Origin of the sequence: Nitrobacter winogradskyi Nb-255, from assembly GCF_000012725.1 — a bacterium.
GTDB classification, from domain to species: domain Bacteria; phylum Pseudomonadota; class Alphaproteobacteria; order Rhizobiales; family Xanthobacteraceae; genus Nitrobacter; species Nitrobacter winogradskyi.
Genome location: NC_007406.1, coordinates 1,792,789 through 1,816,574, shown reverse-complemented (window position 1 = coordinate 1,816,574; position 23,786 = coordinate 1,792,789). Strand labels below are relative to the sequence as shown.

The window sequence follows — 23,786 nt, the reverse complement described above, 5'->3', positions numbered from 1 at the left end:
TCCGGACGCGCTATGCGGGCCGCAGCAGGACGTGGCGTTTCTTGCCCATTGAAAGTTTGATCACGCCTTCGGGCGTGAGGTGATCCGGCGTCAGCACCATCTTGTCGTCGGCGACGGCGACATCGTTGACGCGAAGTCCACCACCCTTGATCTGGCGGCGCGCTTCTCCGTTCGAGGCGACAAGGCCCGCCTTCACAAACAGTGCGAGCACGCCGGCGCCGCTTGCAAGCTCGCTCCGCGGAATATCCAGTGTGGGAAGACTCTCGGAAATAGCGCCTTGCTCGAACGTCGTGCGCGCGGTGTCGGCGGCTTTCTCGGCTTCGTCGCGACCATGCAGAAGCGCGGTCGCCTCGGTCGCGAGCACCTTCTTGGCCTCGTTGATCTCTGAGCCCTGCAACGCAGCCAGCTTCGCGATCTCACCCATCGGCAGGATCGTGAACAGTTTCAGGAATCTGCCGACGTCGGCGTCCTCGACGTTGCGCCAGTACTGCCAGTAATCGTAGACCGGCAGCATGGTGGCGTTGAGCCAGACCGCGCCCGCCGCGGTCTTGCCCATCTTGGCGCCCGACGATGTCGTGAGCAGCGGGCAGGTCAGCGCGTAGAGCTGATGCGTGCCCATGCGGCGGCCGAGATCGACGCCGTTGACGATGTTGCCCCACTGATCCGAACCGCCCATTTGCAGGTTGCAGCCGTGGCGGCGCGCCAGTTCCACATAATCGTAGGACTGAAGGATCATGTAGTTGAACTCGATGAACGACAACTCCTGCTCGCGCTCGAGACGCATCTTCACGCTGTCCATCGTGAGCATGCGGTTGATGGAAAAATGCCGGCCGACGTCGCGCAGCATCTCGATATAGTTGAGCCTGGTGAGCCACTCGGCATTGTCCGTCATGATGGCGTCGTTCTTGCCGTCGCCGAAAACCAGGAACTTCAAGAATGTGCCCTTGATCGATTCCTTGTTGGCGTCGATCTGGTCATAGCTCAGAATTTTGCGCGTTTCGTCGCGGCCCGACGGATCGCCCACGCGCGTGGTGCCGCCACCCATCAGGGCGATCGGCTTGTTTCCAGTCTGTTGCAGCCAGTGCATCATCATGATCGAGAGCAGGTGACCGACATGCAGCGACGGCGCGGTGCAGTCATAGCCGGTGTAGGCCGTCACCTGATTTCTGGACGCCAGCGCATCAAGGCCTTCGAAATCGGAGCACTGGTGGATGAAGCCCCGTTCCTGAAGCGTGTTGAGAAAATCGGACTTGAAAGCGACCATGGCACTATAACTCTAATCTCTTGTTCAACTGAGCGCGCAGACCATTCGGCACAGGATAGCTGTCAGCCGCCGCCCGGTTATACTGCGTGTCAAGTGTGTGCCATTATAAGAAGCGCGCGTTCGGCACAAGCCGGCCGCTGGAGACCGCAAGGCGATGATGACGGCGATCGGCATGATGAGCGGTACCTCGCTTGACGGCGTTGATGTCGCCCTGATCGAAACCGACGGCGAGCGCGTGACGGCGTTCGGGCCGACAGGCTATCGCCCTTACACGAACGACGAACGCGGCCTGTTGCGGGAGGCGCTGGCGGAGGCGGTCAATCTGACGCGACGTGACGCACGGCCGGGCGTGATCGGCATGGCCGAACACGCCGTGACCATGGCGCACTCTGACGCCGTCACGTCCTTCCTCGCGCGGAACGGCATCAGGCGCGAGGATATCGATATCGTCGGTTTTCACGGCCAGACGGTTCTGCATCGGCCGGGGGAGCGGCTGACCGTGCAGATCGGCGATGCGGACGCGCTGGCGAAAGCGATCCGCGTGCCGGTGATGCATGATTTCCGCGCGGCCGACGTCGCCGCCGGCGGGCAGGGCGCGCCATTCGTCCCCGCCTATCATCGCGCGCTGGCGCAGTCGCTCGGCCGCGACGGTCCGATTTGCGTGGTCAATATCGGCGGCGTCTCCAATGTCACCTATATCGACGGCGCGGACACTTTGATCGCCTGCGACACCGGACCCGGTAATGCGCTGCTCGACGATTTCATGCTTCGCACGACGGGTGAACCGTTCGACCGCGATGGCAGGCTGGCGCAGCAGGGCCGCCCCGACGCGGACTGGATCGCGAGCGCCCTGAATCACCCCTTTTTCGCGCTGCCACCACCCAAATCGCTCGACCGCAACGATTTTGCCTCTCTCGCCCTGCCCGATAGGCCGCCAGCCGATGGCGCCGCCACCCTGACGGCGTTTACCGCGGCGGCCATCGCGCGGATCGTTCCGCTGCTGCCGAAGGCGCCGGAAAGATGGATCGTCGCAGGCGGCGGAGCCCGCAACCCGATCATGCTCGAGATGCTACGGGAGAAGGTTGCCCCTGCGCCTGTCGAGCGGGCGGACGCGCTCGGCTGGTCGATTGACGCGATGGAGGCGCAGGCCTTCGGCTATCTCGCGGCGCGTGGCCTGAAAGGCTTGCCCTTGAGCTACCCCGCGACCACCGGAGTGCCGGTGCCGATGACCGGCGGTGTGGTCACGCGGCCCTGAACCATTCGCGACGCTGTGGCGTACGATATTGCGTCCCACACGCGATGCGGCTACCGGATGTTGGCAAGCCTCATATCGAGATAGCTGGTGACCGTTTCCATCAACGGTTCCATCTTGTCCTCGAAGAAATGGTTCGCACCCGGAATGGTTTGCTGATCGATCACGATTCCCTTCTGGGTCTTCAGCTTCTCGACCAGCGTCGTGACATCCTTGGCTGGCGCGACGATATCCTTCTCGCCGTGGACGATAAGCCCCGATGACGGGCACGGCGCCAGGAACGAGAAATCGTAGCGGTTGGGTTCAGGCGCGATCGAGATGAAGCCTTCCACCTCGGGCCGCCGCATCAGCAACTGCATTCCGATCCAGGCGCCAAAGGAAAATCCCGCGACCCAGCAGGCGCGCGCCTCCGGGTTGATGGTCTGCGCCCAGTCGAGCGCAGCCGCGGCGTCCGACAATTCGCCGGTGCCGTGGTCGAACGAGCCCTGGCTGCGGCCAACGCCACGGAAATTGAAACGCAGCACGGAAAAGCCCCGCGCCACGAAAGCATAGTAAACCTGATAGACAATCGGGTGGTTCATGCTGCCGCGAAACTGTGGGTGCGGATGCAGGACCATCGCTATCGGGGCATTTTTCTGCTTCGCTGGATGGTAGCGGCCTTCGAGACGGCCGGCGGGACCGGTAAAAATGACTTCAGGCATCGGAATCCTTGGCAAATCAAGCCGCTCACAGGATCGGTTTCCGTTCGCGGCTCGACGACGAGGGCGATCAGGCCGCCGCGATGGCGGTAACAGAAAGTGCCGGTGAACACCGCCGCCTTCTAGCATAGGGCGAGGGGCGAAAAGCAAGCATCTTACGCGGCCGTGACCGCATCCGCCAAAAATGCCGTATAGTCGCAATCACATGCAGGAACGAACTTATCTCGACTGGAACGCGACCACGCCGCTTCGGCGCGAGGCGCGCGAGGCGATGGCGGCGGCCTGGGATCTCTTCGGCAATCCGTCATCCGTTCACGCGGAAGGCAGGCGGGCGCGGGGACTGATCGAAGATGCGCGGATCATCGTCGCGGAAGCGGTCGGAGGCGAACCACGCAACGTGATCTTCACGTCAGGAGGAACAGAGGCCAACACCCTGGCGCTAACTCCTGTTATCAGGAAACAAAAACACGATATTGATAATATTATAGTTTCATCAATAGAACATGCCTCCGTTCTGGCCGGAGCGCGGTTTCCGCCGGACCGGATGACGCGTCTGCCGGTCGATCGCTCGGGATTGATCGATCTCGACGCCTTGCGCGCGATGCTCGCGCGGCAACCTCCCACGCTGGTCTCGATCATGCTCGCCAACAACGAAACCGGCGCCATTCAGCCGGTGGCCGAAGCCGCAGGGCTGGTCCACGAGGCAGGCGGCCTGCTTCATGTCGACGCGGTGCAGGCATTCGGAAAAATTCACATTGATATCAATGAATTGAATGCTGATTTTGTATCTCTTTCTGCGCACAAGGTTGGCGGCCCGAAAGGGGCGGGCGCATTGGTCCTCGCGGAGAACCGAAGCCATCCAACGGCCTTGATACGGGGAGGCGGTCAGGAGCGGGGCGGCCGTGCCGGCACCGAGAATGTACCGGGAATTGCGGGCTTTGGGGCCGCCGTGAGGGCAGCCGAAGCAGATCGCGCCATCGACACGGCTCGGATCAAGAGCCTGCGCGACCGGCTGGAGGATGGCTTGAGACAAACACGGGGCGGCGTGATCTTCTCGCAGAAGGTCGCGCGCCTGCCAAATACGACACTTTTCGGTGTTCCCACCTTGAAAGCTGAGACGGCCGTGGTCAGATTCGACCTTGAGGGGGTGGCCGTCTCATCCGGTTCCGCATGTTCTTCGGGCAAAGTGCAGGCCTCGCATGTGCTGGCGGCCATGGGGTACGGCCCGGAAATGACCAGGAGCGCGATACGATTCTCGCTGGGCTGGGAGACCACGGACGCAGACGTGGATCGGGCTATTAAGACTTGGCGAAAGCTTTCAGGTGCACTACTAAGGGGGAACGAAACAGGGCTTGAACCATTCTAAGACAGCTTCTTCCTTAGAATCGGAGCAGGCACCAAGACTTCAATCCACCGTGGTCCTTGAAACCGCGAGCGGAGGTAGGAATGGCAGCCGTACAAGAGACGGTCGATCGGGTTCGCCAGATCGACGTCGATCAATACCGGTATGGATTCGAGACCATCATCGAGTCCGAGAAGGCCCCTAAGGGACTGTCCGAAGACACCATCCGGTTCATTTCCGCGAAGAAGAACGAGCCCGCATGGATGCTCGAGTGGAGGCTTGAAGCCTACCGCCGCTGGCTCACCATGCAGGAGCCGACCTGGGCGCGGGTGGACTACCCGAAGATCGACTATCAGGATCTTTATTATTATTCCGCGCCGAAGCCGAAGAAAGAGATCGCCTCGCTCGACGAGATCGATCCGGAAATCCTGAAGACCTACGAGAAGCTCGGCATTCCCTTGCGCGAGGTCGAGGTGCTCGAAGGCGTCGTTCGTCCCGAGGGAGAGCGCAAGGTCGCGGTCGATGCCGTGTTCGACTCGGTATCCGTGGCGACCACGTTTCAGGAGGAGCTGAAGAAAGCGGGCGTGATCTTCATGCCGATCTCGCACGCCATCCAGCAGCATCCGGAACTGGTGAAGCAGTATCTCGGCAGCGTGGTGCCGACCTCCGACAATTTCTTCGCGACGCTGAACTCGGCGGTGTTCTCCGACGGCTCGTTCGTCTATGTCCCGCCCGGTGTTCGCTGTCCGATGGAGCTGTCGACCTACTTCCGCATCAACGAGCGCAACACCGGCCAGTTCGAGCGCACGCTCATCATCGCCGACAAGGGCTCCTACGTCAGCTATCTCGAGGGATGCACGGCGCCGCAGCGTGACGAGAACCAGTTGCACGCCGCCGTGGTCGAACTGGTCACGCTCGACGACGCCGAGATCAAGTATTCCACGGTGCAGAACTGGTATCCCGGCAATTCCGAGGGCAAGGGCGGCATCTTCAACTTCGTCACCAAGCGCGGCGATTGCCGCGGCGCGAATTCGAAGATTTCCTGGACCCAGGTCGAGACCGGCTCGGCCATCACCTGGAAATATCCGAGCTGCATCCTGCGCGGCGACAACTCGCGCGGCGAGTTCTACTCGATAGCCATTTCCAACGGCTACCAGCAGGTCGACAGCGGCACCAAGATGCTGCATCTCGGCAAGAACACCACGAGCCGGATCATCTCCAAGGGCATCGCGGCAGGAAAGTCGCAGAACACTTATCGCGGTCTCGTCACCGCGCATCGCAAGGCGACCAACGCGCGCAACTTCACCGCCTGCGACTCGCTTCTGATCGGCGACAAATGCGGCGCTCACACGGTGCCGTACATCGAGGCCAAGAACACCTCGGCGCTGTTCGAGCATGAGGCGACGACCTCGAAGATTTCGGAAGACGTGCTGTTCTATTGCGTCCAGCGCGGACTGTCACAGGAAGAAGCCGTCGGCCTCGTCGTCAACGGCTTCGTGAGAGACGTGCTGCAGCAGTTGCCGATGGAGTTCGCGGTCGAGGCTCAGAAGCTGATCTCGATCTCGCTCGAAGGAAGTGTGGGTTAACCCACGTCACTGCGAGCTCGCTACAAAGCTGGCTGTTGTGCCGGCTTTGCGCCGGGCGAAGCGATCCACCGGTGGAAACGCCGGATTGCTTCGCCGCACGAGCGCGCTCCTCGCGATGACGTAACGATAGCGAAGGATCTACGATGCCGTTGCTTGAAGTCAAAGACCTGCAGGTCCGTGTCGAGGAGCGTGAAATTCTTCACGGCCTGTCGCTGACCGTGAACAAGGGCGAAGTCCACGCGATCATGGGGCCGAACGGCTCCGGCAAATCGACGCTGAGCCATGTCATCGCGGGCAAGCCCGGCTACGAGGTCACCGGCGGTCAGATCCTGTTCAAGGGCGAGGACCTGCTGGAGATGGAGCCGGACGAGCGGGCGGCGAAAGGCGTCTTTCTCGCTTTTCAGTATCCCGTGGAAATCCCCGGCGTCGCCACCATGACCTTCCTGCGCACCGCGTTGAACGCGCAGCGCAAGGCGCGCGGCGAGAGCGAATATTCGACGCCGAATTTTCTGAAGAAGGTGCGTGACGTCGCCGCGTCCCTGAACATCCCGCAGGACATGCTGCGCCGGGGCATCAATGTCGGCTTTTCGGGCGGCGAGAAGAAGCGCAACGAAGTGCTGCAAATGGCGCTGTTCGAGCCGAGCCTCTGCATCCTCGACGAAATGGATTCCGGGCTGGACATCGACGCGCTTCGCGTTGCGGCCGACGGCGTCAATGCGCTGCGATCACCGGATCGCGCCATGGTCGTCATCACACACTACCAGCGGCTGCTCAATTACATCGTGCCCGATGTCGTACACGTGATGTCGAAGGGCCGCGTCGTGAAGAGCGGAAACAAGGATCTGGCGCTGGAGCTCGAAGCGTCCGGATATGCGCAATTCGAGGAAGCGTAACTCGAAAAACGGCCTTCGGCTTCGGATGAGATCATGCCGAAAATGATCTGAACGGATTTGATCATGGATGTTGCATTGGTAAAACCGACTACGGAACGCGCGACCAGGGAGCTGTTCGCCGCGGCGCGTGACCGTCTGCCGGGATCCGGTCCGGTAAGTGAAGCGCGGCAGGCCGCATTCGACGATTTCGCCCGACGGGGTTTGCCGTACCGGCGCATTGAAGAATGGAAATATACCGACTTGCGCACGCTGTTGCGCGAGATTGCGCCGCTTGCCGCCGCGCCTGATCAGGCGGCATTGGCGCGCGCGGGCGAGGCCGTCACCGCCTATGGCGCGGGAGACGCGTACAAGCTGGTGCTGGTGGACGGGGTATTCGCGCCGAAGCTATCCGATCAGACGCCGGAGAACGGTGTCGAGGTGCGGGCGCTGCGTGAAGTTCTGGAGAACAACGAGGTTGCCGCTCGCGCCGATCTGCTGACCACCACGGCGGCATCCGACACGATGATCTCTCTCAATACCGCGATGGCCACGGATGGCATTGTCATCGACGTGGCGGAGAACGCGAAGCTGACCAGACCGCTGCATATCGTTCATATCGCCACTCAATCCAGCACCGCGGCATTCACGCGTTCGTCGCTGCGGCTGGCGAATGGCGCACAAGCCACGCTGGTCGAAAGTTTCGTCGCGGCCGAGGGCGCCGCCGCCTATCAAGCTCACGACTCGGTCGTGTTGTGGGTCGGCGACGACGCCGTGCTGCAACATGTTCGCCTTGTCGAGGATGCCAGGGATGCCGCCAACATCTCGACCGCGATCGTGACGATCGGCGCGAAAGCTACGTTCAACTCGCTGAATCTCACCAGCGGCGCCGCGGTGAGCCGATATCAAGGCTTCATCAAGTTCAGCGGCGAGGGGTCCCATGCGGACGTGAACGGCGTTAACCTGCTCAATGGCCGCCAGCATGGCGATACGACGCTGGTGCTGGATCATGCCGTGCCGCATTGCAGCAGCAACGAGGTGTTCCGCGCCGTTCTGGACGATCAGGCGCACTCGGTATTCCAGGGCAAGATCATCGTGCGGCCCGATGCGCAAAAGACCGACGGCAGGATGATGACGCGGGCTTTGCTGCTGTCCGATAGCGCGGAAGCCGACAACAAGCCCGAGCTTGAGATTTTCGCCGATGACGTCTCGTGTGGCCATGGCGCGACGATCGGCGCACTCGACGAAAGCCTGCTGTTCTATCTGCGCGCCCGCGGCCTTTCTGAAAAGGAAGCTCAGGCGCTTCTGATCCAGGCGTTTGTCGGCGAGGCGATCGAATCCGTTGCTGATGATGGCTTGCGCGATGTTGTCATCGGGGCCGCCGAGCGGTGGCTCGCGGCGCGAGGGTGAAGGCGCATTCCGGGACTCACCGGCGTGACCGGGCTAAATCGCGCAGCACGTTTCGGCGTAGATGACCCGGTCTTTCCACGTCTTGCGGGCAGGGGACTGGAAGAACCAAAGAGGTGGATGCCCGGCACAGGGCCGGGCATGACGACAAGAGAGATAAAGAGAAAATGACCCATCCGGCGGTCGCCAACGGTTCCTATGATGTCATGCGCGTGCGCGAGGATTTTCCGGCGCTGGCGATGAAGGTTTATGGCAAACCGCTGGTCTATCTCGACAACGCCGCCTCGGCGCAGAAGCCGAACGCGGTGCTCGACCGGATGGCTGAGGCTTACAAGACCGAGTACGCCAACGTTCATCGCGGGCTGCATTATCTCGCCAACGCCGCAACCGAAGCCTATGAAGGCGGCCGCGCGCGGGTCGCCCGGTTTTTGAACGCAGGACGGACCGAAGAGATCATCTTTACGCGTAACGCCAGCGAGGCGATCAACCTCGTGGCGTCGTCATGGGGCGAGCCGAACATCAAGGCGGGCGACGAGATCGTGCTCTCCATCATGGAGCATCATTCCAACATCGTTCCCTGGCATTTCCTGCGCGAGCGCCACGGCGCCGTGATCAAGTGGGCGCCCGTCGACGACGACGGCAACTTCCTGATCGAGGAATTCGAGAAGCTGCTGACGCCGAAGACGAAGCTCGTGGCCATCACGCAGATGTCCAACGCGCTCGGCACCCTCGTTCCAGTCAAGGACGTGGTGAAGCTGGCTCATGCGCGCGACATACCGGTGCTGGTGGACGGCAGCCAGGCCGCGGTGCACCTTGCGATCGACGTGCAGGACATCGACTGCGATTTCTATGTCTTCACCGGACACAAGCTCTACGGCCCGACCGGGATCGGCGCGCTGTATGCGAAGCATGACCATCTCGTCTCCATGCGTCCCTTCAACGGCGGCGGCGAGATGATTCGCGAGGTCGCGCAGGATTGGGTCACCTACGGCGATCCACCGCACAAGTTCGAGGCAGGCACGCCCGCGATTGTCGAGTCGATCGGGCTTGGCGCCGCCATCGATTACGTCAATTCGATCGGGAAGGAACGCATCGCAGCGCACGAACACGATCTTCTGACCTATGCCCAGGAGCGGCTGCGCGAGATCAACTCGCTGCGCATCATCGGCACCGCGCGCGACAAGGGGCCGGTGATCTCGTTCGAGATGAAAGGCGCGCATCCACACGATGTCGCGACCGTGATCGACCGCGCCGGAATCGCGGTTCGCGCCGGGACGCATTGCGTGATGCCGCTTTTAGAGCGTTTCAATGTTTCGGCGACCTGCCGCGCTTCGTTCGGCATGTATAATACGCGCGAGGAAATCGATCATCTGGCGCAGGCGCTGATCAAGGCCCGGGAGTTGTTCTCATGAGCGACACTGCCGAACTGGTTGTAAACAAGACTTGTCACATGCAGACCAGCTCCGCGCTTTCCGCGGAGGAAACCGAGCGCATGGGCGCCGGCATCGTGGCCGCGCTGAAGACCGTGTTCGATCCGGAAATCCCCGCGGACATTTATGAACTCGGCCTGATCTACAAGGTTGACATCAAGGATGATCGCGCTGTCGACGTCGAGATGACGCTGACGACGCCGAACTGCCCTTCGGCGGCTGAACTTCCGATTATGGTGGAAAACGCGGTCGCGAGCGTCCCCGGCGTCGGGGTGGTCAATGTCAACATCGTCTGGGAGCCGCAGTGGGTGCCCGACCGGATGACAGATGAGGCGCGCGCCGTTCTCAATATGTGGTGACGAATTCCATCCGCTCCGATGCTATGATCGGACTTGATTTGCCGTCAGGATTGACCAGATGACAGACATGACGCCAGGCACACCAGCAACCAAGCCGAAACCCCGGCCTCGTCCGCAGGTCATGCGGCTGACTGACGCCGCCGCGACCAGAGTCAAGGAACTTGCGGCGCGAGCCGATTCAGAGATTGTCGGCCTTCGGGTGGGCATCAAGAATGGCGGCTGCGCAGGTCAGTCCTACACCGTGGAATACGCCCACGATATCAGGCCGACGGACGAAGTAGTGGAAGACAAGGGCGTTAAGATTCTGGTCGACCCCAAAGCGGTGCTGTATCTGCTCGGCACCGAAATGGACTACAAGGCCGAAAAGATGCAGGCCCAGTTCGTCTTCAACAATCCGAACCAGGTGTCAGCCTGCGGCTGCGGTGAGTCCGTGCAGCTCACGCCCGCCAAGATCGACGGCTAGAGCGTTTTCGAGCGAAGTGGATACCGGTTCGCGTGAAGAAAACGCGTTAAATCAAGATTATACAGCCTCGCTTCTGATTCCATAAGAAGCGAAAAGGTTCTAGAGCGTGGCCGGTTCGCTCGAAAACACTATCGGGTGCGACTGATTCAACCGGATCCGTCATTCATGACCGTACTTGTCACGGCATCCTGAGGACGTGGCCGGAACGAGGACGTAGATGGCCGGAAGACCATAGGCGAGCGAAAGCGACGCCGTTCATGGGCGAGGGCAGAGCCTCATGCCACGCGAGTCTCAGCGCCAGCGAAGTATTCCGGATCGGTCTCGCAAATAGCGCGGTTGCGGCCGCCACGCTTGGCTGCGTACAGGCAGGCATCGGCGCGCTCCATCAGTGAGTCCGGAGTATCGCCGGGGCGAAGCATCGAGACGCCGATCGAGATGGTGACGCGGCCCAGGATCTCGCCGGTCGATTTTTTCTTCAGCTCCTTGGCCATCACGGCGCGCCGGATATGATCCGCGACCGTCAGCGCCTGTTTCAGCGCGGTGCTCGGCAGCACGACCGCGAATTCTTCACCGCCGTAACGAGCGGTGATGTCCTGCCCCTTGATGTTCTGCTTCAATGACATCGCGACCAGCCGCAGGACTTGGTCGCCGGTCAGGTGTCCGTAGTTGTCGTTGAACGACTTGAAATGGTCGATGTCGAACATCAGAAGCGACAGCGGCTCGCCTTCGCTCATTGCCAGCGCCACGGCGTCGGCCACGGCTCGATCGAAATACTTTCGGTTGCCGAGACCGGTGAGCGGATCCGTCATACTTTCAGCTCTGATGGCCTCAAGACTATGCTGAAGGTTATTGATCTCGACCTTCGAGAGCTCCAGCCGGTCCTCCAGAACCTTGTTGGCTTCCTGCATGTCGAGGGTTGATGTCATCAACGCCGCGATGACCGACTTGATCTGCGCATGACTGCCGGCGGCGCCAAGCTGCCTGGCGGCTTCTCTCAAGCTGTCTCCAAAACCGGCCGCCATGCTGCGCGCGCCGGTAATAAGAAGTATCACCTCGTCGATTTCGTTGATCACCCGCGCGCCAACCTTGTCGATGCGTTCGGTCGTCCTGATCGGAGAAAGATAGGTATCGTAGATCTGCTCGAGATCAACGTCGCTCAGCGTTCCGTTGCGCGCCAGCGTCTCGTTGATGGTCCTGTTGAGGGAGCAGTTATATCCGGCGGCGTAGACGTACCAGACTTCATAATTGCGCGGCACCGCGGCCTGACGCAGCGAACGGATCTGGCCGAGCGCCACCTCGGCGAACGCCATGGTGCGTTCATGTTCGTTCAGCTCAACCACTGATGCGGTCCTGCCGACGATTCACGTGATCGTCGTCCTAAACGGCAAATATCAACGTAAATATCGATTGAAGTTAGCAACAGGGAGTTTACGCGCGGTAAACGTAAACAGCGTCTTTGATGGGCCGGTGCAGAACCGCGCCGGCCGAAAGGCTCAACCGCGGGCGCGGATGGGGCGAAGCAAAAAAGCCGGCAGGTGTGAGTGGTCCCCCGGTTCGGAGACCGCCTCCCGGCGTGGTGCGAGCGTGCGCCCGATCGAGGGGGGCGGCGCGGCCTTGGATGCTGCCGCCGTCACAGCAGGAGCCTCGTGTCTCTGGTGGTCGCCTCCGGAACGGCGCGGTTTGCGGCTTTCGCGCTTTCCGCCACGCGCATAGCTCTCGCCGCCCTTGTCGGGTGCGGAGCGGGATCGCGAAGACCGTCCCGCCGCAGCCGCGGCAGGAGCGCCAGCTTCTACAACGGCTTCATTGGCGCTGGCATCATGGCCGGGAAGGTCTGCCTGGGGTATGGCCTGACCGGTCAGCTTCTCGATAGCCGCGAGTGACTTGAAATCCGCCGGACAGACGATCGTGATCGCGGTGCCGGTGCGTCCGGCACGGCCGGTACGGCCGATGCGATGCACGTAGTCGTCGGGATGGTAGGGGACATCGAAGTTGAGGACGTGGCTGACTTCGGGAATGTCGAGTCCGCGGGCGGCCACGTCGGAAGCGACAAGCAGCGGCAGTTCACCCTTGCGGAATTGATCGAGCGATGCGGTCCGCGCCGACTGATCCATATCGCCGTGAAGGGCGCCGGCGCTGAAGCCATGCTTCTGAAGCGATTTGCAAACAATGGCGACGTCGCGCTTGCGGTTGCAGAAGATGATGGCGTTCTTGAGTTCCTTGGCTTCGCGCAGCAGGCGGCGCAGCAGTTCACGCTTCTCATGCGGTTCGCGGCTACAGCTGACCTGCGATTGCGCCACGGTCGCCGCCGTGGTCGCCGGCCTGGAAACCTCGATCTTTTCGGGATTATGCAGGAAGGTATCCGTGACGCGACGGATCTCGTTGGGCATCGTCGCGGTGAAGAAGAGGGTCTGCCGCGTGAACGGCACCAGCTTGCAGATGCGCTCGATATCGGGAATGAAACCCATGTCCAGCATTCGGTCCGCTTCGTCGATCACCAGCAGTTCGACCCCGGTGAGCAGCAGGCCGCCGCGTTCGGTGTGATCAAGCAGGCGGCCCGGAGTTGCGATCAGCACGTCGACGCCGCGGGTCAGCTTCAGATCCTGATCGCCGAAGGAAACGCCGCCGATCAGAAGCGCCACGTTGAGCTTCTGGCCGGCGCCGTACTTGTCGAACTGTTCCTTGACCTGAGCCGCGAGTTCGCGGGTCGGCTCCAGGATCAGCGTACGGGGCATTCGCGCCCGGGCGCGACCTTTCTCCAGCAATGTCAGCATGGGCAGGACGAAGGCTGCCGTCTTGCCGGTGCCGGTCTGGGCGATGCCAAGGACATCGCGGCGCGCCAGCACGTGGGGGATGGCCTGATCCTGAATGGGAGTGGGGGAAGTATAACCTGCAGCCGCAACGGCGGCGAGCACCTTGTCGGACAAACCGAGATGGGAAAAAGACATTGAGCCTCTGATCGACACCGCCGTTCGGAATCGAGGATATAAGGCTGTCGCGCTCGCCCCCTTAACGGCGTGCTTGATAAGCGAAGGGGGGTCTGTCTTACGCTGACGGGCGGCTCACCGTTGAATCGTTTTCGAATCCGGGCCGCGTTACGCCAAAACATAGGGGCGAAATGCGCAAAGTCAATGTAAGAAACAGCCTGAACAGCGAGAAATCCGGACGCTTCGTTGAATTCAGCTAAACGGAACCCGCTTTGAACCCGTCGGTGGGGGTTGAACCGCAGCGCCCGGCATGTCGACTATGGCATGAGACAATTTACGGGTGGGTTTATCGCGGAGCGGCGGACGAGAAGGTTGGGATGAGGGGAATTTCAGTCGGACGCACCGCTTTGGCGGGAATCGTATGTGCGCTGGCGATGCTGGCAGGTCCGGCGCTGGCAGCCAAGCGCGTGGCGCTGGTGATCGGGAACAACGACTACAGGAACGTCCCGAAACTTCAGAAGGCCGTCAACGACGCCCGCACCATGGGCGACACGCTGAGGCAACTCGGCTTCAGCGTGATGGTGGCGGAAAACCAGACCCGCCAGGATTTCAGCCGGACGCTGCTGGCGTTCGATCGGCAGATCGAGGCCGGCGATACCGCGTTTTTCTTCTACGCCGGTCACGGCTTCGAGATCGCGGGGCAAAACTATCTGTTGCCGACCGACGTTCCGGCCGCCACCGAAGGGCAGGAGGAGCTGGTGCGCGACGCCTCGATCCTTGCCGATCGCATCGTCGAGCGGCTCCAGAACAGGAAGGCCCGCACCTCGATCCTCGTGCTCGATGCCTGCCGCAACAATCCTTTCGAACGCAAGGGCACCCGCGCGGTCGCGGGCGGCGCGGGACTGGCGCCGATGATTGAATTGCCGGAAGGCGTGTTCTCGGTATTTTCAGCCGGGCCGCGCCAGACCGCGCTCGATCGCCTGTCGGACAACGACAGCAATCCGAATTCGGTTTTCACCCGCATCTTCGCCAAGGAGTTGCTGCAGCCCGGAGAGAACATGGTGCGGGTGGCGCAGCGAACCCGCCGCATTGTCAGCGAAATGGCCGATACCGTAAGACACAAGCAGGTGCCGGTCTATTTCGACCAGATGGTCGACGATGTGTTCCTGAACGGCCTGGCCAAGGCGGCGCAGCCGAAACCGGCTCCGACCGAACCCGCGCCGAAGATTGCGGCGCTAACCCCTGTCGCGCCGCTGAAGCCGCCCTCGAACGAAGCCCTCAACGCGCCCATCGCGAATTTCTCCCGCCACAACGGCGGATGGACCGTGGTGTTCTCAATCGCCGACCCCGCGCTCGGGATTTCCTGGCGCATGGACGAGAACGGCGAGTTCAAGGAAACCGGCTTCCTCGACACGCTCGACCAGCGAACCCGCAAGCGGATGCCGAATCCGGCCATCGAACTCCCTGCCGATGCGCCGGCCGCGACAATTCAGATGCGCTATGTCGACGCCAATGGCGAGATGAAGGGACCGTTTCCCATCCGGTTCGATCCGGACGCAGCACTCATTCGCGATCAGCGAAAAATTCTCGACATGACCGCGACAAGCTGGCTGTCGTTTCGCCAGTTCAACGGGTTGCTTGTCTATTATACGCATCTGATGTCGTATCGCTGCGCGATCCGCGAAGTGAAAATCGGTATCGACTCGTCGGTGCCGGACCGAACGCTCAAGATGCCCCCCTGTGATCCGCGTGACCCCGTGGCGATCCCGAGCAATGCCACACCGTATCTGAAATTGCCGCCTGCAACGAAAACCGTATCCGTTGAGTTGACCTATCGCGACGGCAGCGTATCGGAGATCAAGAGCTTCCGGCGCTGATTTTTTCGACTTGAAAGGCTCCACCGATGGATGCAGCCAGTCCGCGCCAACAACGCTCGATGTCCACGCGCTGCTGCATCGTCGGCGGCGGACCCGCGGGCATGATGCTCGGCTACCTGCTCGCGCGGGCCGGTGTCGATGTTGTCGTGCTCGAAAAACACGCGGATTTCTTCCGCGACTTCCGCGGAGACACCGTGCATCCCTCGACCATGCAGGTGATGGACGAGCTGGGCCTGATCGACGATTTCCTGAAAGTCCCGCACGACAAGCTGCAAAAGCTCGACGCCCATTTCGGCGGGAGGCGATTGCGGATCGGGGACATCAGCCGGACCGGCGCCAGATATCCGTTCATCGCTTTCATGCCGCAGTGGGACTTCCTTAATTTTCTGCGCGAGAAGGGCCGTCGATATCCGAATCTCAAGCTGATGATGGGGACCGAGGGGAAGGGCCTTGTTCAGGACGGCGATACGGTGATCGGCGTTCATGCGGAAGATGCCGACGGCGCCTTCGAGATCATGGCCGATCTTACGGTCGCCTGCGACGGCCGGCATTCCGTCCTCCGGGCGAGCGCGGGCCTCGAAGTGGAGGAGATCGGCGCGCCGATGGACGTGCTCTGGTTTCGCGCCGGCAAATCCACCGAAACGGAAAGTATCCTCGCCCGCATCGAGGCGGGCAAAATGATGGTGACGCTGGATCGCGGCACCTACTGGCAATGCGCCTATGTCATTCCCAAGGGACAGCATGACGCCGTGAAGGCGAGGGGCCTTGAATCGTTTCGCTCCGACGTCGTTTCGCTTGCACCGATCCTGAAGTCGGGCATCGCTGACGTCAAAAGCTGGGACGACGTCAAGCTGCTCACCGTCGCCGTCAATCGCCTCAAGCGATGGACACGGCCAGGACTGCTCTGCATCGGCGACGCCGCGCACGCCATGTCGCCGATCGGCGGCGTCGGCGTCAATATCGCGATCCAGGATGCGGTCGCGGCAGCCAATCATCTGGCGGGAAAGCTCAAGCGCGGCGGCGTGAGCGAGCACGATCTCGCCGAGGTTCAACGCCGCCGCGAATTCCCGATGCGTATGACGCAGGCGATGCAGGTGACGGTCCAGAACAACATCGTCAGCGCGGCGCTCAAGCCGGGCGAAGGCCCGTTCAAGCCGCCGCTATTCGCGCGTGTCGTCAATGCTGTCCCCTTCCTGCAAGGATTGACCGCGCGCTTCATTGCCGTCGGGGTGCGGCCCGAGCATGTGCGCTCAGAGGAGGCGGGACTGTCGGAAGCTCGATCGTAACTATCCAGTCAGAGAGAATTTCGACCGACCCTCAACCTTTAGTTGCTCTGGGCCCACGGACTATAGGTGCCGAAGCTCCAGACCTGGCCCTCGGGATCGCGGCAGGTGAACTCGCGTCCTCCATAGTCCTTGTCGGAAATCTCAAGAACGATGATGGCGCCGTTGGCCTTGGCCCTGGAATAGACGGCGTCGGCATCCGGCACCACGATATAGGCGCTCTGAGTGACCAGGTGGTCGGTGGTGGCCGGCTTCTGAACCTTGGCGAAATCGTCGTCGCGCGCAGAGCCCAGCATGATCATGCCTTCGCCAAGCGTAAGTTCGGCATGGGCCACACCGCCATTGCCGTCGTCATGGACGGATTTGCGGGCAAAGCCGAAGGTCTCGCACAACCAGTCGATCATTTTGTGCGGATCGCGATAGCGCATCGCGGGAATCACGGTTGAACCCATTGTCCTAGCCTCCCTGCCGTTGAAGTCGTCTGTGATTATGACCGCAACTTGGCACCGGAATCCAGTCAACTACTTGGCCCATGCTTCAGATAGGCGCACCCTTGGGAAGGAGAGGGCTTGGGACAGGAGAGGGCTTAAACGTCCAGCATGTCCTCGCTGGCGAATACAGCCTTGTCCGAAATGAAGGCGAAGCGCGCCTCCGCCTTGGTGCCCATCAACCGCTCGACTGAATCCGCCGTGTCCTCGCGATCTTCCGCAAGCAGCATGACCCGCAGCATCGTGCGCTTGGCGGGATCCATCGTGGTTTCCTTGAGCTGCGCCGGCATCATCTCGCCCAGCCCTTTGAACCGGCCGACATCGACCTTGGCGTTGGCGTTGAACTCGCTCTTGAGCAGCGCATCCTTGTGGGCCTCGTCGCGGGCGTAGACCGTCTTGCTGCCGTGGGTGAGGCGATAAAGCGGGGGTACCGCGAGGTAGAGGTGACCCTCGTCGATCAGGCGAGGCATCTGCCGGTAGAAGAACGTAATCAGCAGCGAGGCGATATGGGCGCCATCGACATCGGCGTCGGTCATGATGATGACGCGTGAATAGCGCAGATCCTCCTCGCGGTAGTTGGTCCCGGTGCCGCAGCCCAGCGCCTGGATGAGATCCGCCAACTGGGCGTTGGCTGTGACCTTGTCCCGCGTCGCGGATACGACGTTGAGGATTTTGCCGCGCAAAGGCAGCACGGCCTGGGTCTTGCGATCGCGCGCCTGCTTGGCGCTGCCGCCGGCCGAGTCGCCCTCGACGATGAACAGCTCCGAGCCTTCCGTCGCGGTGTTGGTGCAGTCGGCAAGCTTGCCGGGCAGCCGAAGCTTCTTCACGGCGCTCTTGCGCGAGGTTTCCTTCTCGGCGCGGCGGCGCAGTCGCTCGTCCGCGCGCTCGATCACGAAGTCGAGCAGCCTGTTGGCCTGCGCCGGATTGCCGGACAGCCAATGATCGAACGGATCCTTGATCGCCTGCTCGACGATCCGCGACGCCTCGGCGGTGGCGAGGCGGTCCTTGGTCTGGCCCTGAAACTCAGGCTCGCGCACGAACACGCTGAGCATCACGGCGGCGCCCACCATCACATCCTCCGACGTGATGCTGCCCGCGCGCTTGCCCTGGCCGACGCGCTCGGCATGATCCTTCAGCCCGCGCAGCAGCGCGCTGCGCAAGCCCGACTCATGGGTGCCGCCGTCGGGCGTCGGCACCGTGTTGCAGTAGGAGGACAGGAATCCGTCGGCATCCGCGGTCCATGCCACCGCCCATTCGCAGGCGCCGTGCGCGCCGTTGCGGCCCGATCTGCCAGAGAAGATATCCGGATGGACCAGCGTGTCCTTGTGGATCGCCGCGGCAAGGTAGTCTTTCAGGCCGCCGGGGAAGTGGAACGTCGCTTCCGGAGGAAGATCCTCGAGGCCCTTGAGCAGTTCCGGCGCGCACCGCCAGCGGATTTCGACGCCGCCGAACAGGTAGGCCTTCGAGCGCGTCATCTTGAACAGGCGCTGCGGCTTGAACGCGGCCTTCGCCCCGAAGATTTCAGTGTCCGGCTTGAAACGAATGGTGGTGCCGCGGCGGTTGGCTATCCTGCCGAGGTCCTCGAGCTTGCCCTTGGGGTGGCCGCGCTCGAAGGTCATCCTGTAGAGGTTCTGGCTGCGCGCCACTTCCACTTCGAGGTGCGAGGAGAGGGCGTTGACCACGGAAACGCCGACGCCGTGCAGGCCGCCGGAGGTTTCATACACCTTGGAGTCGAACTTGCCGCCCGAATGCAGCGTGCACATGATGACTTCAAGCGCCGATTTCTTCGGGAATTTCGGGTGCGGATCGACCGGGATGCCGCGCCCGTTGTCGGTGACGGTGAGGAAGCCGTCAGCGGCAAGCTCCACCACGATGAAGGTGGCGTGGCCGGCCAGCGCCTCGTCCATGGCGTTGTCGATCACCTCGGCGAACAGATGATGCAGCGCCTTCTCGTCGGTGCCGCCGATATACATTCCGGGGCGGCGGCGGACCGGCTCAAGTCCCTCCAGCACCTCGATGTCGGCGGCGGTATAGTCCGCCTCGGCTCCCGATGCCCGGCCTGGGGCCCTCGCGGAGGACCGGCCCTTGGTTTCCGAAGCCGCGAAAAGGTCGTCAGCTTGTTTCTTTTTAATGTTCGATTTCAGTGATTTGACCATAATTACTTAGATATTGCATAAAGCTGCGTGCGAACGAATCGGCTGCCCCGACTATGCCACGCTGGTTTCGTGCCGTCCGCGCCTTTGTGACTTGAAGTCTCCGGGCGAGGGTGGCTTACCTGCGAGGGACGGGCGGCGAAAGGGTTTCCTCGCCGCCGAAATCCGATGAGAGGCGTTTGGGAATGGAAGATGTCGCACGCAGCCTGGTCGACTTCGTGCGCGACCATCAGGTTTGGGCCGCTCCCGTCGTGCTGCTGCTCGCCTTCGGCGAATCGATCGCCTTCGTCTCGCTGCTGATCCCCGCCTGGGGGATTCTGGTGGCGATCGGAGCGATGATGGGACCGGGACAGATCAATTTCTGGCCCGTTTGGTTGGCCGGGGCGATCGGCGCGGCGCTCGGCGACTGGGTGTCCTACTGGATCGGCTTCACCTTCAAGGATCAGGTCGCCTCGATCTGGCCGCTTTCGCGGCATCCAGGCCTCTTGCCGCGAGGCATCGCCTTCGTCGAAAAGTGGGGCGTTCCCTCGATCTATATCGGGCGATTCTTCGGACCGCTGCGCGCCACTGTGCCGCTTGCCGCTGGCATCTTCGAAATGCCGTCGTTGCGATTTCAGTTCGCCAACTGGACGTCCGCGCTGATCTGGTCGGCGGTGCTGCTGTTTTTTGGCGACCTGACCTCGCAGTTCGTGCAATGGCTCTGGCGGGCGACTTGATCACCCCTGCGAAATGCCTTGCGCCGACATCCCCGGGTCAAGGCCGAGGACATGCTTCGCTCGAAAACGCTATAGGATGAGGTCATGACCAGCGCAGACACCACGATGAAAGGCGTTTCAAGCAGCGGCGCGGCGGGCAAGCCGACAGTGTTCGTCGATGGCGCGTCGGGAACGACCGGCCTCGAAATCCGCCAGCGGCTTGATCGGCAAGGCGACGTCGTCGTCAAAAGCCTTTCCGACGACAAGCGAAAGGATCCGGCCGCCAAGCGCGCGCTGATGGCGGAAGTCGATCTGGTGATCCTCTGTCTGCCCGACGAAGCGGCGAAGGAAACCGTCGCCCTGATCGACGGCATGGGCGCTGACGCGCCGAAAGTGCTGGACGCCTCGACGGCGTTCCGCGTCGCTTCGGACTGGACCTACGGTTTTCCGGAGCTGACGCCGGATCAGGCGGACAGGATCAAGGCGGCGCGCAAGGTTGCGAATCCCGGCTGCTATCCGACCGGATCGATCGCCTTGCTGCGGCCGCTGACCGATGCCGGGCTGATCCCGCCGGACTATCCCGTCACCATCAATGCGGTGAGCGGCTATTCCGGCGGCGGCAAATCCATGATCGAAAGTTTCGAGAAGGGTGCCGCGCCCGCATTCGAGCTTTACGGACTTGGCTTCGAGCACAAGCACCTGCCGGAAACGCAGAAATACGCGAACCTGACACGGCGGCCGATCTTCGCGCCGTCGGTCGGCGACTACCGGCAGGGCATGCTGGTCTCGATCCCGCTGCATCTGGATACGCTGCCGGGGCAACCCGACGGCGCCACGCTTCATGCGACACTGGCGAAGCGTTACGCGGGCAGCACCTATGTCTCGGTGATGCCGCTCGACAATGCTGCCGCGAAAAGCGGCCGGATCGAGCCGGAAGCGCTGAACGGGAGCAACAGGCTTGAACTGCATGTTTTCGCGACCGACAGGCACCGGCAGGCCGTGCTGGTGGCGCGGCTCGACAATCTGGGCAAGGGCGCATCCGGCGCGGCGGTGCAGAACATGCGGCTGATGCTGGGATTGCCCGACAGGGACGACGCGGCGACCCCGACGGAGCAAGAGTGGAATGAGGTTTGATTGAATCATCACGCCCGGCTTATGTGCCGGCCATGACACGTTGCCTTCACGCGATCAGGTCATCTTCGTTCGAAAGCGCTATATCTCAAGCACGCACGCGCACATAGCTGCCCGGCGCGTCCTCGATCGGCGACAGCGCGCCGGTTCCGACCTCGCGCGCCGGAACCTCCTTGCCGTCGATGTTTCGCAGCCATGCGAGCCAGTCCGGCCACCACGAGCCCTTGTGCTCCTGCGCGTCCTGCATCCACTGGGCGAGGGTTTTGTCGCTGATCCCGTCGTTGGTCCAATACTGGTATTTGCCGCGCGAGGGCGGATTGATCACACCTGCGATGTGGCCCGATCCCGCCAGAACGAAGCGCACCGGCCCGCCAAAAAAACGCGAGCCGTACAACACGGATTCCGCCGGCGCGATGTGATCGTCGCGGGTCGCGAGATTGTAGACCGGCACCCTGACCCTGGAAAGGTCGAGCAAGGTATTGTCGAGCACCATCGAGCCGGTTGAAAGGCGGTTCTCGAGATAGCAGTTGCGCAGATAAAACGAGTGGTTGGCGGCCGGCATCCGCGTGGCGTCTGAATTCCAGTGCAGGAGATCGAAGGCGGATGGCGCCTTGCCCTTGAGATAATTGCTGACGACGTAGGGCCAGATCAGGTCGTTGGAGCGCAGCATGTTGAAGGTCATCGCCATCTTGCTGCCTTCCAGCACGCCGGACCGCTTCATGTCGCGTTCGAGCGCGGAGATCTGATCCTCATCGGCGAATACCAGCAGATCGCCGGCATGGGTGAAGTCCACCTGAGCGGCGAAGAAGGTCACCGACCGCACGCGCTGCCGCCGCTTGTTCGCAAGCCATGCCAGCGTGGCGGCAAGCAGGGTGCCGCCGACGCAGTAACCCGCGGTATGGACCTTCGTTTCTCCGGTGGCCTTTTCGATGGCGTCCATCGCGGCCAGCGGACCTTGCTTCATGTAGTCCTCGAAGGTCTTTTCCCCGAGATGTCCGTCCGGGTTGACCCAGGAGATCACGAACACGGTGATGCCCTGATCCACGCACCACCTGATGTAGGACTTCTCCGGCGTGAGATCGAGGATGTAGAATTTGTTGATCCATGGCGGCACGATCAAAAGCGGCGTCCGCAGCACGTTTTCGGTGCTCGGTGAATACTGGATCAATTGCATCAGTTCGTTCTGGTAGATCACCTTACCGGGCGTCGTCGCCAGGTTGACGCCGACGGCGAGTCCAGCGGAGTCGGATTGGCGGATGCGCAACACGCCCCGGCCAGCCTCGATGTCTTCCGCCAGCATCTTCATGCCGCGCGCCAGATTGTCGGCGTTGGAGGCGAAGGTCTCGCGGAGCACTTCGGGGTTGGTCATCACGAAATTGGACGGCGCGGCCGCGTTGGTGAGCTGCGTGATATAGAACTCAGCCTTCTTGCGGGTATGGGGATCGAGGCCGTGGGCGTCGCGCACCAGTTCGTTGGTCCATTTGGTCGTCAGCAGATACGCCTGCATCAGGAAGTTGAACAGCAGGTTCGACCGCCATTCCGGGTCGGCGAAGCGCTTGTCGCGCGGATCGGGTTCGATCGCTGGCTCGACCTCCTCGCCGGCAAGGCGGCGCGCAGCGTAACCCCAGAGTTCCAGATAGGACTTGCCAAGCCGGGCCTGTAAATCGACGGCCCTGGCCTGGTCCGACAGCCAGTATTCGGAGACCGCGCTGACGGTCTTGATCAGTTCGGCAAACTCGGTAGGCGGGTTGTCGGGGGTCTGCTTCTGCTCCCGGGCCTTGAGATACGCGGCCAGCGCCCTGCCGCCGTTCTCCATAGCACTCGCGAGATTCATCGCGAATGCGTCGGAGTCGAACCCCTTCGTCGGCTTGGCCTCGGCGGATACCTCGCTCATGGACGCGTCTTGGAGCTTGCTCATCGTTCCGTCACGTAGGTTGCCATTGGCGGGCATCGATCATGACATAATCTGGGGATCATTGCCCGATTCGATGTGGTGCAGTGCGACAATACTCCTTGATCCCGCCATATATGGGCCGTGATGACCCGGTTGTAGTGGTCGCGGTCGCAGGGATTTCGAAGCTTTTAATGGTTTGGAAGCGATGATGATTTCATGCCGCGATCAGGTGTGATGGAGCAACTCCATACCGGCAGGCTTTGACGGAACCATGTGAGCATCCGTGACGACAGAATCGCAAGGACAGACGAGCAGACGCGCGGCCCCGGTAGCCGTCCGCATCGCCGCGTTGGCGGTGTTGATGTCGCTCGCGCTCGCAGGCTGCTCGACATCGATTGCGGATTTCGAGACTTCGTCGGATGCGCCGGAACGGCCCCGTGACGTATCGTCCTATCCTGCGGTGCATGACCTTCCAGCTCCAAGAGATCAGGCGGCGATGGATCCCGCCGAGCAGGCGAAAGTCGAAAAGGAACTGATCGACGCGCGCGACCGTCAGGCTCACGCCACGCAGAATGCGGAACCCCAATAAGCCTGTGAGCGGTCGTCCTCAGCGCCTGAAGCACGCGACATGATGGCAGGGCAGGGTGTCCGTGTTAAAAGAAGCTGATTCA

At 61.9% G+C, this 23,786-nt stretch carries 20 protein-coding genes; 13 read left to right on the top strand and 7 right to left on the bottom strand.

All coding sequences use genetic code 11. The features are described 5' to 3' along the window. Window positions 1-10: 10 nt before the first annotated feature. Window positions 11-1,264 (bottom strand): tyrosine--tRNA ligase, encoded by a 1,254-nt coding sequence (gene tyrS / locus NWI_RS08705; RefSeq protein ID WP_011314928.1) that lies wholly within the window; start codon window positions 1,262-1,264, stop codon window positions 11-13. Window positions 1,265-1,418: 154 nt separating this feature from the next. Between tyrS and NWI_RS08700 the strand changes: the two genes are divergently transcribed. Next, window positions 1,419-2,519, top strand: coding sequence for an anhydro-N-acetylmuramic acid kinase (locus NWI_RS08700; RefSeq protein ID WP_011314927.1), 1,101 nt, complete (start codon window positions 1,419-1,421; stop codon window positions 2,517-2,519). 50 nt (window positions 2,520-2,569) lie between these two features. On the opposite strand, the gene NWI_RS08695 is transcribed toward NWI_RS08700, so the two are convergent. Continuing rightward, window positions 2,570-3,217 carry an alpha/beta hydrolase gene (locus tag NWI_RS08695; RefSeq protein ID WP_011314926.1) on the bottom strand — a complete coding sequence of 216 codons (648 nt, stop codon included), beginning with the start codon at window positions 3,215-3,217 and terminating at the stop codon, window positions 2,570-2,572. Window positions 3,218-3,398: 181 nt separating this feature from the next. On the opposite strand from NWI_RS08695, the gene NWI_RS08690 reads away from it, so the two are divergent. From NWI_RS08690 to NWI_RS08660, 7 genes are all read left to right on the top strand, one after another. Next, a complete protein-coding gene (locus tag NWI_RS08690; protein ID WP_011314925.1) occupies window positions 3,399-4,580 on the top strand; it encodes a cysteine desulfurase family protein in 1,182 nt (393 codons plus the stop codon). 80 nt (window positions 4,581-4,660) lie between these two features. Then, a complete protein-coding gene (gene sufB / locus NWI_RS08685; protein ID WP_011314924.1) occupies window positions 4,661-6,142 on the top strand; it encodes a Fe-S cluster assembly protein SufB in 1,482 nt (493 codons plus the stop codon). A 143-nt stretch (window positions 6,143-6,285) separates the two neighbouring features. Further along, window positions 6,286-7,035, top strand: a complete 750-nt coding sequence (sufC, locus tag NWI_RS08680; protein WP_011314923.1) for a Fe-S cluster assembly ATPase SufC — start codon at window positions 6,286-6,288, stop codon at window positions 7,033-7,035. A 63-nt stretch (window positions 7,036-7,098) separates the two neighbouring features. Next, window positions 7,099-8,421 (top strand): Fe-S cluster assembly protein SufD, encoded by a 1,323-nt coding sequence (gene sufD / locus NWI_RS08675; protein ID WP_011314922.1) that lies wholly within the window; start codon window positions 7,099-7,101, stop codon window positions 8,419-8,421. A 164-nt stretch (window positions 8,422-8,585) separates the two neighbouring features. Further along, complete coding sequence (locus NWI_RS08670) at window positions 8,586-9,830, top strand: cysteine desulfurase (RefSeq protein WP_011314921.1); 1,245 nt, start codon at window positions 8,586-8,588, stop codon at window positions 9,828-9,830. Further along, window positions 9,827-10,207: an iron-sulfur cluster assembly protein gene (locus NWI_RS08665; protein ID WP_011314920.1), complete on the top strand. Its 381-nt coding sequence runs from the start codon at window positions 9,827-9,829 to the stop codon at window positions 10,205-10,207. The genes NWI_RS08670 and NWI_RS08665 overlap by 4 nt, the downstream gene beginning before the upstream one ends. 58 nt (window positions 10,208-10,265) lie before the next feature. Then, window positions 10,266-10,670 carry a HesB/IscA family protein gene (locus NWI_RS08660; RefSeq protein WP_011314919.1) on the top strand — a complete coding sequence of 135 codons (405 nt, stop codon included), beginning with the start codon at window positions 10,266-10,268 and terminating at the stop codon, window positions 10,668-10,670. A gap of 275 nt (window positions 10,671-10,945) precedes the next feature. Here the strand turns inward: NWI_RS08660 and NWI_RS08655 are convergent, their stop codons facing one another. Together NWI_RS08655 and NWI_RS08650 are read right to left on the bottom strand one after the other, a co-directional pair. Beyond that, window positions 10,946-11,980, bottom strand: coding sequence for a GGDEF domain-containing protein (locus NWI_RS08655; RefSeq protein ID WP_041345552.1), 1,035 nt, complete (start codon window positions 11,978-11,980; stop codon window positions 10,946-10,948). A 183-nt stretch (window positions 11,981-12,163) separates the two neighbouring features. Then, on the bottom strand, window positions 12,164-13,615 hold the full coding sequence (locus NWI_RS08650; RefSeq protein WP_011314917.1) for a DEAD/DEAH box helicase: 1,452 nt from the start codon (window positions 13,613-13,615) through the stop codon (window positions 12,164-12,166). Between the two features lie 356 nt (window positions 13,616-13,971). On the opposite strand from NWI_RS08650, the gene NWI_RS08645 reads away from it, so the two are divergent. Beyond that, window positions 13,972-15,471: a caspase family protein gene (locus NWI_RS08645; RefSeq protein ID WP_011314916.1), complete on the top strand. Its 1,500-nt coding sequence runs from the start codon at window positions 13,972-13,974 to the stop codon at window positions 15,469-15,471. A gap of 26 nt (window positions 15,472-15,497) precedes the next feature. Further along, window positions 15,498-16,757 carry an FAD-dependent oxidoreductase gene (locus tag NWI_RS08640; protein WP_011314915.1) on the top strand — a complete coding sequence of 420 codons (1,260 nt, stop codon included), beginning with the start codon at window positions 15,498-15,500 and terminating at the stop codon, window positions 16,755-16,757. 38 nt (window positions 16,758-16,795) lie between these two features. Here NWI_RS08640 and NWI_RS08635 read toward each other — a convergent pair whose 3' ends face one another. Together NWI_RS08635 and parE are read right to left on the bottom strand one after the other, a co-directional pair. Further along, window positions 16,796-17,206, bottom strand: a complete 411-nt coding sequence (locus NWI_RS08635; RefSeq protein WP_011314914.1) for a VOC family protein — start codon at window positions 17,204-17,206, stop codon at window positions 16,796-16,798. A gap of 134 nt (window positions 17,207-17,340) precedes the next feature. Next, window positions 17,341-19,398, bottom strand: coding sequence for a DNA topoisomerase IV subunit B (parE, locus tag NWI_RS08630; protein ID WP_011314913.1), 2,058 nt, complete (start codon window positions 19,396-19,398; stop codon window positions 17,341-17,343). Between the two features lie 182 nt (window positions 19,399-19,580). On the opposite strand from parE, the gene NWI_RS08625 reads away from it, so the two are divergent. Next, on the top strand, window positions 19,581-20,111 hold the full coding sequence (locus NWI_RS08625) for a DedA family protein (protein WP_011314912.1): 531 nt from the start codon (window positions 19,581-19,583) through the stop codon (window positions 20,109-20,111). Window positions 20,112-20,195: 84 nt separating this feature from the next. Then, window positions 20,196-21,224 carry an N-acetyl-gamma-glutamyl-phosphate reductase gene (gene argC / locus NWI_RS08620; RefSeq protein ID WP_011314911.1) on the top strand — a complete coding sequence of 343 codons (1,029 nt, stop codon included), beginning with the start codon at window positions 20,196-20,198 and terminating at the stop codon, window positions 21,222-21,224. Window positions 21,225-21,309: 85 nt separating this feature from the next. On the opposite strand, the gene phaC is transcribed toward argC, so the two are convergent. Further along, a complete protein-coding gene (phaC, locus tag NWI_RS08615; protein WP_041345549.1) occupies window positions 21,310-23,115 on the bottom strand; it encodes a class I poly(R)-hydroxyalkanoic acid synthase in 1,806 nt (601 codons plus the stop codon). A 283-nt stretch (window positions 23,116-23,398) separates the two neighbouring features. Here phaC and NWI_RS08610 point away from each other — a divergent pair, with 283 nt between their 5' ends. Then, the gene (locus tag NWI_RS08610) at window positions 23,399-23,704 is read left to right on the top strand and encodes a hypothetical protein (protein WP_011314909.1); all 306 of its coding nucleotides are present in this window, start codon (window positions 23,399-23,401) and stop codon (window positions 23,702-23,704) included. The last annotated feature ends 82 nt before the right edge of the window (window positions 23,705-23,786 follow it).

What these genes read in the sequence shown, in the direction of transcription:
- NWI_RS08700 (WP_011314927.1), top strand. Translation starts at nt 1,419, where the DNA reads ATGATGACGGCGATCGGCATGATGAGCGGTACCTCGCTTGACGGCGTT.
- NWI_RS08660 (WP_011314919.1), top strand. Translation starts at nt 10,266, where the DNA reads ATGACAGACATGACGCCAGGCACACCAGCAACCAAGCCGAAACCCCGG.
- NWI_RS08650 (WP_011314917.1), bottom strand. Translation starts at nt 13,615, where the DNA reads ATGTCTTTTTCCCATCTCGGTTTGTCCGACAAGGTGCTCGCCGCCGTT.
- tyrS (WP_011314928.1), bottom strand. Translation starts at nt 1,264, where the DNA reads ATGGTCGCTTTCAAGTCCGATTTTCTCAACACGCTTCAGGAACGGGGC.
- NWI_RS08690 (WP_011314925.1), top strand. Translation starts at nt 3,399, where the DNA reads ATGCCGTATAGTCGCAATCACATGCAGGAACGAACTTATCTCGACTGG.
- NWI_RS08655 (WP_041345552.1), bottom strand. Translation starts at nt 11,980, where the DNA reads ATGGCGTTCGCCGAGGTGGCGCTCGGCCAGATCCGTTCGCTGCGTCAG.
- NWI_RS08670 (WP_011314921.1), top strand. Translation starts at nt 8,586, where the DNA reads ATGACCCATCCGGCGGTCGCCAACGGTTCCTATGATGTCATGCGCGTG.
- NWI_RS08665 (WP_011314920.1), top strand. Translation starts at nt 9,827, where the DNA reads ATGAGCGACACTGCCGAACTGGTTGTAAACAAGACTTGTCACATGCAG.
- NWI_RS08695 (WP_011314926.1), bottom strand. Translation starts at nt 3,217, where the DNA reads ATGCCTGAAGTCATTTTTACCGGTCCCGCCGGCCGTCTCGAAGGCCGC.
- sufD (WP_011314922.1), top strand. Translation starts at nt 7,099, where the DNA reads ATGGATGTTGCATTGGTAAAACCGACTACGGAACGCGCGACCAGGGAG.
- argC (WP_011314911.1), top strand. Translation starts at nt 20,196, where the DNA reads ATGACCAGCGCAGACACCACGATGAAAGGCGTTTCAAGCAGCGGCGCG.
- NWI_RS08635 (WP_011314914.1), bottom strand. Translation starts at nt 17,206, where the DNA reads ATGGGTTCAACCGTGATTCCCGCGATGCGCTATCGCGATCCGCACAAA.
- phaC (WP_041345549.1), bottom strand. Translation starts at nt 23,115, where the DNA reads ATGAGCGAGGTATCCGCCGAGGCCAAGCCGACGAAGGGGTTCGACTCC.
- sufC (WP_011314923.1), top strand. Translation starts at nt 6,286, where the DNA reads ATGCCGTTGCTTGAAGTCAAAGACCTGCAGGTCCGTGTCGAGGAGCGT.
- NWI_RS08640 (WP_011314915.1), top strand. Translation starts at nt 15,498, where the DNA reads ATGGATGCAGCCAGTCCGCGCCAACAACGCTCGATGTCCACGCGCTGC.
- parE (WP_011314913.1), bottom strand. Translation starts at nt 19,398, where the DNA reads ATGGTCAAATCACTGAAATCGAACATTAAAAAGAAACAAGCTGACGAC.
- sufB (WP_011314924.1), top strand. Translation starts at nt 4,661, where the DNA reads ATGGCAGCCGTACAAGAGACGGTCGATCGGGTTCGCCAGATCGACGTC.
- NWI_RS08625 (WP_011314912.1), top strand. Translation starts at nt 19,581, where the DNA reads ATGGAAGATGTCGCACGCAGCCTGGTCGACTTCGTGCGCGACCATCAG.
- NWI_RS08645 (WP_011314916.1), top strand. Translation starts at nt 13,972, where the DNA reads ATGAGGGGAATTTCAGTCGGACGCACCGCTTTGGCGGGAATCGTATGT.